12 protein-coding genes and 1 tRNA gene are annotated in these 14,975 nt (G+C 52.7%); 7 read left to right on the forward strand and 6 right to left on the reverse strand.

Going from position 1 to position 14,975, the window contains the following annotated elements; all coding sequences use genetic code 11:
- Positions 1-98: 98 nt before the first annotated feature.
- A complete protein-coding gene (locus TPRIMZ1_RS19505) occupies positions 99-1,646 on the reverse strand; it encodes an ABC transporter ATP-binding protein (RefSeq protein WP_010263850.1) in 1,548 nt (515 codons plus the stop codon).
- 128 nt (positions 1,647-1,774) lie between these two features.
- Between TPRIMZ1_RS19505 and atzF the strand changes: the two genes are divergently transcribed.
- Entirely contained in the window at positions 1,775-3,526 is a 1,752-nt protein-coding gene (gene atzF / locus TPRIMZ1_RS0117740) for an allophanate hydrolase (RefSeq protein ID WP_010263852.1), read from the forward strand.
- A gap of 65 nt (positions 3,527-3,591) precedes the next feature.
- On the forward strand, positions 3,592-5,325 hold the full coding sequence (locus tag TPRIMZ1_RS19510) for a SulP family inorganic anion transporter (protein WP_010263854.1): 1,734 nt from the start codon (positions 3,592-3,594) through the stop codon (positions 5,323-5,325).
- Between the two features lie 14 nt (positions 5,326-5,339).
- On the opposite strand, the gene TPRIMZ1_RS20205 is transcribed toward TPRIMZ1_RS19510, so the two are convergent.
- Both TPRIMZ1_RS20205 and TPRIMZ1_RS0117755 read right to left on the reverse strand, forming a co-directional pair.
- Positions 5,340-5,513 (reverse strand): type II toxin-antitoxin system HicA family toxin, encoded by a 174-nt coding sequence (locus TPRIMZ1_RS20205; RefSeq protein WP_010263856.1) that lies wholly within the window; start codon positions 5,511-5,513, stop codon positions 5,340-5,342.
- Positions 5,510-5,701 carry a hypothetical protein gene (locus TPRIMZ1_RS0117755; protein WP_010263858.1) on the reverse strand — a complete coding sequence of 64 codons (192 nt, stop codon included), beginning with the start codon at positions 5,699-5,701 and terminating at the stop codon, positions 5,510-5,512. The genes TPRIMZ1_RS20205 and TPRIMZ1_RS0117755 overlap by 4 nt, the downstream gene beginning before the upstream one ends.
- A 153-nt stretch (positions 5,702-5,854) precedes the next feature.
- Here TPRIMZ1_RS0117755 and TPRIMZ1_RS0117760 point away from each other — a divergent pair, with 153 nt between their 5' ends.
- Together TPRIMZ1_RS0117760 and TPRIMZ1_RS0117765 are read left to right on the forward strand one after the other, a co-directional pair.
- Complete coding sequence (locus TPRIMZ1_RS0117760; protein ID WP_010263861.1) at positions 5,855-6,226, forward strand: ArsR/SmtB family transcription factor; 372 nt, start codon at positions 5,855-5,857, stop codon at positions 6,224-6,226.
- 3 nt (positions 6,227-6,229) lie between these two features.
- Complete coding sequence (locus TPRIMZ1_RS0117765; protein ID WP_010263863.1) at positions 6,230-8,371, forward strand: heavy metal translocating P-type ATPase; 2,142 nt, start codon at positions 6,230-6,232, stop codon at positions 8,369-8,371.
- A gap of 4 nt (positions 8,372-8,375) precedes the next feature.
- Here TPRIMZ1_RS0117765 and TPRIMZ1_RS0117770 read toward each other — a convergent pair whose 3' ends face one another.
- On the reverse strand, positions 8,376-9,746 hold the full coding sequence (locus tag TPRIMZ1_RS0117770; protein ID WP_026043797.1) for an MATE family efflux transporter: 1,371 nt from the start codon (positions 9,744-9,746) through the stop codon (positions 8,376-8,378).
- Positions 9,747-9,832: 86 nt separating this feature from the next.
- Here TPRIMZ1_RS0117770 and TPRIMZ1_RS0117775 point away from each other — a divergent pair.
- A tRNA-Arg gene (locus TPRIMZ1_RS0117775) sits at positions 9,833-9,905 on the forward strand.
- A gap of 105 nt (positions 9,906-10,010) precedes the next feature.
- Complete coding sequence (locus TPRIMZ1_RS20630) at positions 10,011-10,286, forward strand: hypothetical protein (protein ID WP_010263866.1); 276 nt, start codon at positions 10,011-10,013, stop codon at positions 10,284-10,286.
- A gap of 329 nt (positions 10,287-10,615) precedes the next feature.
- Here the strand turns inward: TPRIMZ1_RS20630 and TPRIMZ1_RS0117785 are convergent, their stop codons facing one another.
- Positions 10,616-12,376: an AMP-dependent synthetase/ligase gene (locus TPRIMZ1_RS0117785; RefSeq protein WP_100217124.1), complete on the reverse strand. Its 1,761-nt coding sequence runs from the start codon at positions 12,374-12,376 to the stop codon at positions 10,616-10,618.
- A gap of 2 nt (positions 12,377-12,378) precedes the next feature.
- Positions 12,379-13,794, reverse strand: a complete 1,416-nt coding sequence (locus TPRIMZ1_RS0117790) for a GGDEF domain-containing protein (RefSeq protein WP_232616873.1) — start codon at positions 13,792-13,794, stop codon at positions 12,379-12,381.
- A gap of 123 nt (positions 13,795-13,917) precedes the next feature.
- Here TPRIMZ1_RS0117790 and TPRIMZ1_RS0117795 point away from each other — a divergent pair, with 123 nt between their 5' ends.
- Positions 13,918-14,733, forward strand: a complete 816-nt coding sequence (locus tag TPRIMZ1_RS0117795; protein WP_232616874.1) for a hypothetical protein — start codon at positions 13,918-13,920, stop codon at positions 14,731-14,733.
- Positions 14,734-14,975: the final 242 nt, after the last annotated feature.

Here is a 14,975-nt window from a genome sequence, read left to right on the forward strand (position 1 = left end):
TACAAAATGTCAAGTGGCTTTGTATAAAAAAGCTAAAAATATACACATTTTGTATAAATATTCACCGGTAGGAGAAAGGATTGCTTGGGAAGGGCCTCTTAGGCGGGAACAGCCCCGCCCAGCATGATGTTGCCTATTTCGGCCTGGGAAATATCCCGGGGGTCGTAGGGACCGTAGATTGCATTGTCCGCAATGACACCCAGACGGTCCGATAGATCGAAGAGCTCCCCCAAATCTTCGGACACCAGGAGTATGGCGCAGCCCTGCTGCTTAAGACGAAGCAGGAGTTGGTGGACCGCAAGCACGGTACCCACATCAAGCCCCCGGGAGGGATAACTTGCCAGAAGCAGTTTGGGCACCTTGGCAACCGCCCTGGACAGGACCACCCGCTGCACATTGCCCCCGGAAAGGGTGTCCATACTCCGGTTAAGGTCGGGCACCCCCAGCAGCCGGACGGAATCTACCTGATCGATTTCCTCCCGCACGGCCTTCCAGTCTATGCCAAGCCCCCGGCTTTTCAGGGGCACCCCTCCCAGCGCCATGTGCTCGCCTATGCTCATCCCGGGCACCACATTGTCCCGGATGGGGTCTTCGGAAATAAAAGAAACGCCGCCTGCGATCCGGGTGTTGATATCGGTAATGGTGATGTCCTCGCCGTGGAGATACAACACCCCCTGGAGGGGATTTCCGGAGGGAACGCGGATACCAAAGATAGTTTCTAAAAGCTCCCGCTGTCCCCGGCCGGAAATTCCCGCCAAGCCGTAGATTTCTCCGGCCCTCACTTCCAGATGGATGTTCCGGATAATTTCCCGGCGGTGATCGTCCTCTATAAAGAGACCCCGGCAGATAAAGTTGAATTCCGATTTTGTCATCATATCTTTGCTGTTTTTATAGGAACCGTAGTCCAGGGTCTTGCCTGCAACCTCTTCCCCCATCATGCTTTTGACCAGGGCGTCCCGGCGGAAGCCATCTTCTTTTTTGGCAATATGGGTGACCTTCCCCTGGCGCAGCACCGTGATGATATCCGCGCACTCCATCACCTCGTGGAGCTTATGGGTGATAAAAAGGATGCCGTAACCGTCATCCCGCAGTTTTTTTAACAGTTCCACAAACACCCCCGCCTCGTGTTCGGTCAGCACACTGGTGGGTTCGTCAAAGATCAGAACCCTGGTGTTCTTCATCAAAAGAACCTTGATAATTTCCACCCGCTGCCGCTGGCCCAGGTCCATCTCCCATATATACATGTCGGGGTCCACGGGGATGTGGTACTTGCCGGAGATCTCCAGAATTTCGCTCCGCACCCCGGCGCGGTTTTTTGCCGCCTCCTTTGGCAGGGCAAGGAGTATATTTTCCAAAACCGTAAAGGCCGACACCAGCCGGAAGTCCTGGAACACCATGCCTATGCCCGCGGCGATGGCCCTGGCGGGGGGATGCAGCTCCGCCGGCCGGCCATCCACCAAAATCTCCCCGGAGCTGGGAATATTAACCCCGTAGAGGACCTTCATCAGGGTGCTCTTGCCGGCGCCGTTCTCCCCGACTATGGCGTGGATCTCGGAGCGCCGGATTTGCAGGTTGATATCCTCGTTGGCGGTAAAGCTGCCGAACCGCATAACCATGTGTTTTACTTCGATAATCGGATCGTCCATCCCGCCGCCCCCTGGATCATATAGCATGCTGTGAGCATATGGGCAAGATTTTATGTTTGTCAATACGAAAAATTTTTTATGGATTGACATAAACCGAGGGGCGGTATATCACAAGGAAGGAGTTTGCAATGCTGCCCAAAACCCTTTCTGCCAATTGGCTGCGGAAACAGTACCTGACGGGGACTTTAAATCCCGAAGAGGTGATTGCGGAAATTATAAACCGCGTTGAGGCCAACCGGGAAAAAAATATCTGGATCACTGAACCGTTCATGGAAAGTATCAAACCCCGGATCGCCGCCCTAAAAAATTTAGACATTAAGGACCATCCCCTCTGGGGCATACCCTTTGCGATCAAGGACAACATCGATCTGGAAGGGGTCCCCACCACCGCAGGCTGCCCGGCATATGCCTACACTCCCAAAACCAGCGCCGCCGTGGTGGACAACCTTATCGCCGCAGGGGCCCTGCCCCTGGGCAAAACCAATTTGGATCAGTTCGCCACGGGCCTGGTGGGGACCCGTAGTCCCTATGGGGAAGTGCATAATGCGCTGAATGGGGACTACATCAGCGGTGGTTCCAGCGCAGGTTCCGCGGTTTGTGTGGCCCTGGGGCAGGCGGTGTTTGCCCTGGGCACCGATACCGCCGGTTCCGGACGGGTTCCCGCGGCGCTGAACAATCTGGTGGGTTTTAAACCGAGCCGGGGCGCATGGCCCCTCTTGGGGGTGGTTCCGGCGTGCGAAAGCCTGGACTGCGTTACGGTCTTTGCCAATACCACCGGGGACTGTATGCTCGTTGATGCCGCCGCCCGCAAATTCAACGCCGCCGACAAATGGTCCCGCCCCCTGCCGCCGCCGGCGCCGGAAGCCCCGCAGTATATCTGTCTGCCCAGGGAGGAGCCGGAATTTTTTGGCGATCTGGCCGCAGCGTATCAACAATGCTGGCAGACCTTTACCCAGGCCATTACGGCGATGGCGACCATCAGCGGTATTGCGATCCATCGGATTGACACCGGTCTTTTTCAAAGGGCGGCATCCATACTCTACGGCGGCCCCTGGATCGCCGAACGCTGGGAAGCCCTGGGGGAATTTGTGGAGGCCCGCCCCGGGGACATATTCCCCGTAACCCGCGGTATCTTAAGCTCCGGCAAGGGGGAAGGCATGAGCGCCCAAGCCCTGTTCAAGGCCATGCACGAACTGGAAACATACCGGCAGGAAACCCGTCAGCTTTTGGCCGGAGGTGTTCTTGTCCTGCCCACCGCCGGCGGCACCTGGACCCGGGCCCAGGTGCGGGAAAACCCCGTGGAGACCAACAGCAAACTGGGGCTTTACACCAACCACTGCAACCTCCTGGACCTTGCCGCCATCGCCGTTCCCTTTGGCCATACCGATGACGGATTTCCCTTTGGCGTTACGGCATTTTCCCTTTATAACAAGGAAGGCTATTTACGGTCCCTGGCGGAAAGCATACACCGGCTCGCGGAAAGGAGGATCACCCTAGCGGTACACGGCCTCCATATGCGGGATATGCCTTTAAACCAAGCGCTGCTGGACCTGGGGGCGGAGTTTATCGGAACCGCCCGGACGGCCCCGGAGTACCGGCTCTTTGCCCTGAACACCACCCCGGCAAAACCAGGGCTTTTACGCGTCGGGGCTGGGGATGCCGTTAAGGGCTGCTCCATTGCGACCGAACTCTGGAGCCTTCCCGGGGAAGGTTTCGCCCGGTTGATTGCGTCGATTCCGGCTCCCATGTCCTTTGGCAAAATCCATTTAAACGATGGCGGGGAAGTCACGGGCTTCCTCTGTGAGGATTACGCCGCAAAGGACGCGGAAGACATTAGCGCCTACGGCGGATGGAAAAAGTTTCTGGAAACCAGGGTGTAGGCTAACAAGGGGACCAAACGTCCCCTTGTTTTTTTATTCCCTTATGTTCACTATCAATACTATCTATGGCATTATTTAATAGTATAAAACTTGTCTCACTCAAAGATTTTATCCCCAGGACTTTCGAGCTTTTTTCCAAAAAGGGTGGGCAGAAGTATTCCCTAAAGTCCTTTGGAAAGGATTGTATTTCCGGCCTTACGGTGGGCATTGTCGCCCTGCCTTTGGCCATGGCCTTCAGCATAGCCGCCGGGGGGACTCCGGCCCAGGGGCTGTATACCGCCATTGCGGCGGGCTTTTTTATCAGCTTCCTCGGGGGAAGCAAGTTTCAGATTGGCGGACCCACCGGGGCTTTTGTGGTGATCATCTACGGGGTAATAGCCCGGCACGGTATGGGAGGCCTCATTGTGGCCACCACCATGGCGGGGATTATCCTGATCCTCATGGGTGTCTCCGGTTTGGGGCGCCTGATAAAGTACATCCCCTACCCGGTTACCACGGGCTTTACCACCGGTATCGGGGTTCTGATTTTTTCCCAGCAAATAAAGGATTTTTTCGGCCTGGCGATTGAAAAAACATCCCCGGAATTTTTTGAATCCTGGGGACAGTACATTGGCTTATTGCCTACCCTGCAGCCCGTAACCCTGGGCATTGGCCTGGGCGCCCTGGGTATCATACTCCTGGTGCGGAAACTGTACCCCCGTATCCCCGCCGCAGTGGTTGGGGTTATCGCAGCTACCCTGGTATGCTACTTTCTCCGGCTGCCCACGGAAACCATCGGGACCCGGTTTGGGGGTATACCGCAGGGTCTGCCCGTACCGGTGGTCCCAAAGATCGGCTGGGGCATGATCCGGGACCTGCTGCCGGATAGTTTTACCATCGCCCTGCTGGCGGCCATCGAGTCCCTCCTTTCGGCGGTGGTTGCGGACAGCATGACCGGGGATCGGCATAACGCCAACATGGAACTGGTAGCCCAGGGGGTGGGCAACATAGCCGGCGCCTTTATGGGGGGCATACCCGCCACCGGCGCCATAGCCCGGACCGCAACGAATATCAAAGCCGGCGCGGTAAGCCCCGTCTCGGGGATGATCCACTCCCTGACCCTGGTGCTTTTCATCCTTTTTCTGGCGCCTGCGGCCTCCGCCATTCCCCTGGCCTGTCTTTCGGCGGTACTCATGGTGGTAGCCTGGGACATGAGTAACCTTGCCCGGTTCGCCCGGATCGTCCGCCGGGCCCCCAAGAGCGACGCCATAGTGCTCCTTACCACCTTCATACTCACCATTGCGGTGGACCTGACCTTTGCGGTGGAAGTGGGGATGATCATGGCGGTGGTCCTCTTCCTCAAACGGATGATTGAAGTAACGGAAATACATTCCGGTGAAAGGATTGGCAGCGCCGGTTTAATGTTCGCCGACAGCCTATCCTCCGGAAACACCGCCGCCCTGCCTCCGCATCCCAAGGATGTTGAAATATACGAAATTACCGGCCCCTTCTTTTTCGGTGTGGCGGATATGCTCCAGCACACCCTGCGGGGGGTAGCAAAAAAGCCCAGCGCCTTTATTCTGCGGATGCGGGATGTTCCCGCCATAGACTCCACGGGGATCACCGCCCTGGAATCTTTTCTGGCCCAATGCCGGCATGGCAAAATCAAGCTCATCATCAGCGAAGTCCGGGAGCAGCCGCGGAAGGCCATGGAAAAGGCGGGGTTCATCGCAGATCTGGGGGCGGAGAACATAGCCGCCACCCTGGAAGGGGCGATAAATCTGACAAAGACCGTTGACTTTTTCCTTCCCGATTTTTAATAGTCACTTCGCTATTATGAGAGCTTTTTGATAATACTTTTTGCAAGACGTTCTTCAATGTCATTGTGCCGCGGGATGGGTTGTTTTACCTTTGTTTTTGGGTTGATATATATATCGTGACCACTACCATGCCGGAGCAGCTCTGCTCCAAGGTCTATTAGTTTTTTCAGAAGCAAATTTCTTTTCAACTAGCCAATTCCAACTCTTTCCTTTTGGCAGGAACTGTTTTGTCTAATTCCATATCACGATACAATGAATTGAGCATGGTTTCCAAATCTTCCGGAGATCGGCCCTGGGTATCGTAATCGGGATAATCATCAAAATGCCCAACAAACCACCCATCCTCAGACTCATAGTAGGTGTAACTCAATTTCATAAAAACCTCTATAATTTATTATACTATGCCATTATCCATAAGGCAATCGGCACAATAAATTATCATCCGATTTTCTCAATAAAACACTTGACGGGGCGAAACTTTTTCATTATAGTTGTCTATATACTCAACCGTTCAACTAAGGAGAAGTAAATGAGTACGTACATTGCCGAAATTGACAACTGCGACTGCAATACCATCCACGAGGATATCGTCGCCGATGTCCGCAAACATATGCCCAGGGAGGAATCCCTGCTGGACCTGGCGGATCTCTTCAAAGTCTTTGGGGATTCGACCCGGGTTAAGATCATCAGCGCCCTGCTCCACTCCGAGATGTGCGTCTGCGATATCGCGGTACTCCTGGGGATGACCAAGTCCTCAATTTCCCACCAGCTGCGGGCCCTCAGGCAGACAAAACTGGTTAAATACCGCCGGGATGGAAAGGTGGTGTTTTATTCCCTGGATGACGAACATGTGGGGGCCATATTCGCCGCCGGTTTAGTCCACGTATGCGAAAGGAGCTAGGATATGGAAATGCAATTCAGCCTTGAAGGCCTTTGCTGCCCGGTCTGCGCAGCTAAAATAGAATCGGGGATACGGAAACTCGACGGAGTAGAAAATGCCGTTATCGACTTTAACGCCCAAAAACTTATTCTGGAAACCGCCGGTGGAGACGCTTCCGGCGATGATCATGCCCGGGAAATTATCGCCCGGGCGGATTCAATCGTAAAGCAGCACGAGCCGGATATCATCATGACCAGAATTGATACGGCTGTAGCGGGATCCCCTTCACCGGCGATAAAAACAGCGCCGGATCGGGGAAAAATTTTCGACTATGTCCGTTTTGGGCTTGGGGCTATACTTTTTATTATCGCCCTGGTCTTTCAATTTACCGGGCCTATTGAACTGGGACTGTTCCTGGCGGCGTATCTGCTCATAGGCGGGGAGGTGCTGCTCCGGGCGGCAAAAAACATATCCCGGGGACAGGTATTTGACGAAAACTTCCTCATGAGCCTTGCCACCATCGGCGCCTTCGCCATTGGGGAATACCCCGAGGGAGTGGCAGTAATGCTGTTCTATCAGATTGGCGAAGCTTTCCAGGACCACGCGGTAAACCGTTCCCGGTCCTCTATCACCGCTCTGATGGATATCAGGCCGGACTATGTCAACCTGAAACGGGGTGAATTAATCGTAAAGGCCGATCCCGGGGAAGCGAAGGCCGGGGATATCATGGTGGTAAAGCCCGGAGAAAGGGTTCCCCTGGACGGTATTGTTCTGGAAGGCCGCTCCGCCCTGGATACTTCCGCCCTCACCGGAGAATCCCTGCCCCGGGATGTGGAGGCAGGCAGCGCCGTCCTTTCCGGTTCCATCAACACAAGCGGGCTCCTGGTAATCGAGGTTACGAAAATCTTTGGGGAATCCACGGTTTCAAAGATATTAAACCTGGTACAGAACGCGGGCAGTAAAAAAGCGCCCGTAGAAAATTTCATCACCAAATTTGCCCGGTACTACACCCCGGCGGTGGTGGTCATGGCCCTGATACTGGCCTTTGTCCCGCCCCTGCTCATACCCGGCGCAATTTTTTCGGAATGGATCAACCGGGCCTTAGTTTTTCTGGTAGTATCCTGCCCCTGCGCCCTGGTTATCTCCATACCCTTAAGTTTTTTCGGCGGCATCGGCGGCGCTTCCCGTCAGGGTATCCTGATAAAGGGGGGTAACTACCTGGACGCCCTGAACAATGTTGATACCGTGGTGTTTGATAAAACCGGTACCCTCACCCGGGGGGTCTTTACCGTAACCCAATTTGTGCCGGCGGAAAACTATACCCCGGAGGATCTGCTTTTTTATGCCGCCCATGCGGAGAGTAACTCCAGCCACCCCATCGCCCTTTCCATACAGCGAGCCTACGGAAAGTCCGTGGACGCGCAACGAATCAGCGGCCTTGAGGAAATTGCAGGCCGGGGAATCCGGGTACTGGTTGACGGAAAAAAAATATTGGCCGGAAACAGCCGCTTACTGGACGCAGAAAAGATTCCCTACCCCGCTGCAAACCCCGACGTTGACGGGACCATCGTTCATCTGGCAATAGAGGGTGTATATGCGGGATGCCTCATTATCAGTGACGAGCTGAAAAAGGACAGCCGGGAAACGATCCGCACCCTAAAGGGACGGGGCGTTAAGAATACGGTGATGCTCACCGGGGATACCAAGGCTGCGGGGGAGAGAATCGCCCGTGAACTGGAAGTCGACCGGGTCTATACGGAACTGCTGCCCCACCAAAAGGTTGAGCAGCTGGAAATTTTGGAAAACGAAAAAAAATCTGCGGGGAAACTGGTCTTTGTTGGGGACGGCATCAACGACGCCCCGGTATTGGCCCGCAGTGACATCGGCATCGCCATGGGAGGCCTGGGTTCCGATGCGGCCATTGAAGCGGCGGACATGGTTATCATGACCGATGAGCCATCCAAGCTCATCACCGCCATGGATATTGCCAAACGGACCCGCAGTATCGTAAACCAAAACATCGTCTTTGCATTGGGCGTAAAGGGCGTCATCCTTGTTCTTGGCGCATTGGGTATTGCAACCATGTGGGCAGCGGTCTTTGGTGACGTAGGCGTGGCGGTGATCGCCATCTGTAACGCCACCCGGGCTCTAAAGGTGAAGAAATAACAAACTACGTTTCTTTCTCCATTGCATTGAGGATCCGCAGCTCCCGGGCAATGACAAAGGCTGAAAGGATCGATGCGCCCACATCCGCTAAGGGCATGGCCAAAAAGACCCCCCGTATTCCGAAAAACCTTGGCAGAATAATCAGCAGAGGTATATAGAACAATATCTGCCGGGATAGGCTTAAAACAGTTCCCTGCACCGGTTTTCCGATGGATTGAAAGAAATTTGACGACAGTATCTGAAAACCGATAAGCGGCAGGAACATGGTGCATCTCCACAGAGCAAAGGTCCCTATATCCATCAGCTCCCCTTCCTCGTTCCGGAAAAGGGCGATGAAAAAATGGGGGAAAAACTGAAAAAGGATAAACCCGGCGCAGACGAACGCGGTTGCATAAATCACCGCCCATTTATAGGTTTTCTTAACCCGATCGTATTTTTTCGCGCCGTAATTGTATCCGATGATAGGCTGGGCTCCCTGATTAAGTCCCTGAAGGGGCATGATGATAACAATCAAAATACTGTACACAATACCCATGGCGGCGACCGCAATATCGCCGCCGTACGCAAATAATGTACGGTTCAGGAGAATATTTACCAGCCCTATGGCCAATTGCATTGCAAAGGGGGCAAAACCGATAGCCAGTATCTGAAGGGTCGTCTTCAATTCAAGTTTCATAGCCCGGAAGCGGAAACGAAGCATGGTAAACCGGGAATTGAAATAACCTATGACCCAGATAAAAGAAATAAACTGCGAAATAATCGTCGCCCATGCCGCGCCGGCCACACCCCAGCGGAATACGAAGATAAAAATGGGATCCAGAATGATATTGACCACCGCGCCGAGGATCTGGGTGAACATGGAAGTTTTGGGATGCCCATCGGATCGGATGAAATGATTAATCCCCGGACCCATGGCGCTGAAAATACCGCCGTAGAGAATTACCTGAAGATAACCCTTCGCATAGGGAAAAACCGCAGCGCTTACCCCCAATATGTTAAGCAAAATATCATCCAGAAAAATAAGACATACCACTATTACGATTCCCGGAACAAAAAAGAGCAGCGCAAAGGCGTGGCCCATGATTTTTTCAACCTCATCCTTACGGCCCTGCCCAAGGCGGATCGAAAAAAGAGAATTTGCGCCGATGCCGATCAGCATTGAGGAAGCCATTAGGACCATCATCACCGGCATTACCAGACTTATTCCCGCTATTCCCAGGGGATCCACCCCCTGGCCTACATAAATACGATCCACGATGTTATATATCGCATTTACAAGCATTCCGATAATGGCGGGAACAGAAAAATCAAAAAGCAATTTTCCAATTCTGTCGGTTCCGATCCGGTCAGTTGAGTGTACGCTGTTTTTTTCCAATAGTTTTATCTGCTCCACCGGCAAAACTATAAATCATTTCCAAAAACATTGACAGATACCATCAATACGGGGTATACATATGGAGAGGTCCAGTAGCTCAGGGGATAGAGCGGCCGCCTCCTAAGCGGCAGGTCGGCTGTTCGATTCAGCCCTGGATCAAATACTACCCAAAAAAAATAATGTCAGAAAAATAAAATTCTTTTTTGACAAATGATATGGACAAACTCTTACAGAGTGTGATAAAATTATAAAAAGGAGAATACAATGGCAAAATCAGACAAAGCTCTCGACGATCTTAAGAAACTGTACGGCAAACAAGCCGCCATCAACAAGGATATCCTTGCTGCGGAAAAGGTGTATGCCACAGAATTGAAGGCTGAGGCAAAGGCCTCCGTCAAACCGGTAAAAGCTGCCGCCAAACCGGCGAAGAAAGCCACAGCGAAAAAAGCCGCTGCGAAAAAAGCCCCGGCAAAGAAGAAGGCTCCGGCGAAGAAGAGAGCAGCTGCGAAGAAACCCGCAGCTGCAAAGCCCAAGGTATGAGTAGAAAAAGCCTCCCTGAAACAGGGAGGCTTTTTTGTATCAAGTTTCTAAAGCGATAGTGATGAATTATTGAGCAACGCCGACTTTAGTCGGGGAGTTACCCGCACAGCCGTAGTTCTCTTGATATGGAATACCATAAGCCCGCCTATATAGAACGATAGAAATATCTCTGCTGATCTTATATTTTTTCGGTAAGTAATTTCAAATTAGGAATAACCACGCAAGCAGACGCGGACCGTAGGTCCGATACCTGCGTGTCCATCTTTGCCGAACCGCCTGTCACATCCTCCGAGTTCTTCCCTCTTTGTCTGTGTGGTCCGTGGTTATTCCTATTTAGCCGGGCCTTCTTCGTAGCTTTTGTACAGGAAGCGGCGTATCTTCTGCTGAGCATTTTTCTCAAAGGGCTCCCGGCGGAGGGTAAAATTACTTATCTTTTTGTACCCCGGCAGGCTGCGGTTCACATCGCCTATTTCGGCTTTCACCAAACCATGGATAAAGCTGTCGTCCAGTTCCTTATCCGGATAATCCTGCCCCAGGGCTTCCAGGTTGGGAACCACCACGGCGAAAATCTCCTCTCCCCCATAGTCCGGTTCCCTCCGGCCCAGCACCAGGATCTCCCCAATAACCCGGGAACCGTCGAAGTGGGCTTCAACTTCCTCGGGGTAGATATTCTTGCCCCCGGAGCTGACAATGAGGTTCTTCTTCCTGCCGTTGATGTAAATAAAACCCCGCTCGTCGATGAAGCCCAGGTCCCCGGTTTTAAGGTACCCATCCTGGGTAAAGGTCTCCGCAGTAGCTTCGGGGTTATCGTAGTAGCCAAGCATGAGGGAGGGGGATTTTACCACAATCTCCCCGATACCCTCTTCATTTTTATCGATGATCTTCACTTCCGTATGCATTACCGGCAGACCCACAGAGACATTGTTCTTATGCCAGGGGGTGCTCACGCTGATCAGGGGGCTGTTCTCGCTCATACCGTAGCCGTGAACCATGTTAAAGCCGAAGGAGTCGAAAAAGTCTGCCGTTTTGGGGTTCAGGGGACCACCGCCGGCGACCATTATCCGGATGGATGCAAGCCCCGTCTTTTTGCGGATAAATTTAAAGACCCGCTGGCCAAATTGATAGTTACCCTTATTCGCTTCCGCCAGGGCCAGCTTCCGCAGGGGTTCCAGGATTGCCCGCAAAATAAACGGCAAGGCTTGGTAACCCTGCTGTATCCCCGCCTTCACCTTGTCGTAGAGCAGGGGTACCGCGATGAGGAAGGTTCCCCCGGCTTCGCGGATATCGTCGATGACCACCTTCCCCACGAGCTTGTCCACAATAATGGTGGCGGCCCCCACGGAAAGGGGGGAAATAAAGGAACAGGTGGTAGGATAGGTATGGTGCAGGGGGAGCACATTAACAAACACATCCGAGGGGTAGGCCCGCAGAGAACGGATTGCGGCGCTGGAATTGGCGATGATCCCCCTATGACTCAGGGTAACCCCCTTGGCAAATCCCGTAGTGCCGGAGGTAAAGACGATGGATACCGGATCGGCCCCGGCAATATCCTCCGCCTTCGGGAGCATCTGATCACCGGCCGCTACGCCAAAGGCTTCGAAAAAATTCTCCCCCTCCTGGCTGATACACACAGCAGCATTGAGGAGGATTCCTTGGGCATTGCCGCCCCGGGCAAGGAGCTCCGTTGCATAGTCCCGCTTCCGGCCGGAATAAAAAAAGGCCTTCGCGTTGGTAATTTTCAGAATATTGGAACATTCCGCTTCGGAGAGAAGGAAGTCTATGGGCACGATAACCAGCCCCGCCACCGCTGCGCCGAGCCAGACGGCAATCCACTCGGGCCGATTTTCCGACCAGAGGGCAACCCGGTCACCCTTGACCAGCCCCGCAGCCAGGAGTCCCCGGCCTATACGCCGGCTTTCCAGAGCCAGCCGGGCAAAGGACCATTGGGTAAATTCCCGCTGCTTGCCGGAACGGTAAAAAATAGCGGTTTTACTATCCCAGCGCGCAGACAGATCCTCAAGCCACGCAGAAAAGTTGGGATAGGGCATGTCCGGCCAATCAGCGATATAGTCTTCAGGTTTAAGCATCATATTTAATCCAGGGAACCCAGGCGGAATCCGTGTTTCCCGCTCTTTTTAACTTCGTACATGGCCATGTCCGCAGCATGAATAAGCTCGTCCGCCGTTTTGTCCCCCAGAGGAACCGCTCCAGCGCTGATCCCGCAATAAACCGAATTGCCGTCGATCCGCCATTCCCTGGCAAAACGCTTCAACAAGAGCTCCCGAATACGGTCAAGATCATCCGCCGACTTATTCGCCGCCACAATAACAAATTCATCCCCGCCGTAACGGTAGGGAATTCCCAGGATCGTGCTTTTGTCCAGCAGAAAATGACCTATTTGCCGCAATAGAGCATCCCCCACCAGATGACCGTAGGAATCGTTTGCCTTTTTGAAATCATCCAAATCGATGAATATCAAATAACCCCGTTCTGCTTCTTGGTCCGGATTAGCCAGGCACTTGTTCAGATCTTCCACCAGCTTTCCCCGGTTCGGCAGGGAAGTCAGGGCATCACATTCCGCCAAACGACGCACCAACATTTCATTATACTTATTCTCCGTAATATTGATACTGCTCACCACATGGGCAAGCCTGCCGTCCACCCATCTGATGGCGGCGTTCACCATCCTGAACCATGAACCGTCGGAAGGGCGCTGTAAGTCCCAGGTATAGGCCTGGGTAGGGTTCCCCATATCATCCACCAACTTATTCTTGGGACAAAAATCGCATTCACCCTTTTTTGTGGTGTAGAGGGCATCCCAGCAAGGCGTCCCCAGCAGCTTTTCCACCCCACCCCGGGGAGCAGCCAGGGATTCGTTGATAAAGAGGAGTTCATGGGTATAAAAATCGTTGACGTACATATCAACCCCGGCCTTATCAACCATGTTCCGCAGGGAAGAATAGGCGCGTTCCAGCCGTTTCTGATAAACCCGCATCTTGATATGCCCCGCAAGCACCGAAAGTACCGCATCGGCGTCAACGATTCCCTGTTTGGTCAGCCGTACAGGATGCCGCCGGTCCACCATGCCGATAAGAGCGGTAAGTTCATTCTGTTCAATAATAACGGGGATCATAACCAGGGACTTAGCGGAAAATAGCTCAAGAAATTTTGATCCAAGTTTAGTTTTTTTTGACCGTAGATAGACAATTTCCCCGAGCTTTCGGGTCAATTCCCCTATATTGTGTTCACTCAAATGCTCCGACAGAACCAGGGTTTCCGGCAGCCCCGCCTCAGGAGCGCGATAGTGTTCATAGAGATGAAACACCTTAGTGTGGTCCACCTCATAGACAAAAGCGCCAAAAAACCCGAAAAAATCGCAGGTATCCTTTAGAATTCCCGAAATAGATTGATAAGGATCTTTGTATGCGCTTAATTGTCTGAATATACGGACAAACAGATCTTTTTCCTGTTCCTGCTCCTGTTTGCCAATCTGTAAATCAGGCTCCACCAGCTTCTCCATATTACAAAATTTAGTACCAATTATAGAATATTGTATCACATTTTAAAAAAAATAACTAAATATTTTATCCCTTTCCTTAGGGTTTTTTTTCAAAAATCTGAGGAACCACGGGTGACGGTGGACACGAAGAGCATTCCGGCCTATAGTAATCCCATGTTCGGGTTCCTCATAAAAAAGTCCTTCTACGATCTATGGGATAACCTCTTCAGGGTAGTCCTGGTAAATCTGGTATTCCTTGCCTTTTTAATTGCGGCGGTTCTTGTCCTTCCCCTGTTTGAGTCCCTTCCATTGCTCGGCTTGGTATTCCTGGGATTCTTCATGCTTTTGTGTTTTGTCTATCTTTCCACCGCGGCACTGACCCTCAAAGCTATATCAGATTATAGCTCCTTTGGATTCGCCGACTTCTTCAGAAACCTAAAGTCTGCCTGGCCTGCGGGAGTCCTATTGGGTATCCTTTTCTTCCTGGGGTTTCTTTTTGTAACCATGGGTATCCCCTTTTATTTCAATCTGGGTTCTTTTCTGGGACTGCTTCTGGGCAGCCTCCTCTTCTGGACCCTGCTGATAGGAATCCTGGCGCTGCAATTCTACTTCCCCATCCGTTCCCGGCTGGACACCAAATTCTTCAAAATTATAAAAAAATGTTTCCTCATCCTCCTTGATAATTCTTTTTTCTGCATCATGTCCGGCATCGTCTCCCTGGTGATTCTGGCACTATCCCTGCCCCTGCTTTTCCTCCTCCCGGGCCCGGGGGGAGTCCTCCTCTTTCTCGACGAAGCGCTGCGGATCCGGCTCCTCAAATACGACTGGCTTGAGGCCAATCCCAACGCGGACCGCCGCAAAATTCCCTGGGATGTCCTGCTCGTGGATGAACGTGAAAAAACCGGGACCCGGACCCTGAAGGGCCTGATATTTCCCTGGAAGGATTAAGCCCTCCTATGGACCCCTTAACTTAGTTTCGAGAACGCACAATACGAAGTATAGGGGCCTGGTGGCTGTAACCACCACCCCCGATAACTGATCCTGTTGTGCGTTCTCCACGTCCTGGAGGGGTCCATAGGGGGCCTTTGTCGCATAACGATGCATACCGCTTGGGGCTTAATTAAAAACGTAATTTGGCGAACCGGCCGGTGAAGCCATGCGCCTAGGAGGCACGAAAGCACACCTACATT

The sequence above is a fragment of the Treponema primitia ZAS-1 genome (assembly GCF_000297095.1).
Lineage (GTDB): Bacteria > Spirochaetota > Spirochaetia > Treponematales > Breznakiellaceae > Termitinema > Termitinema primitia_A.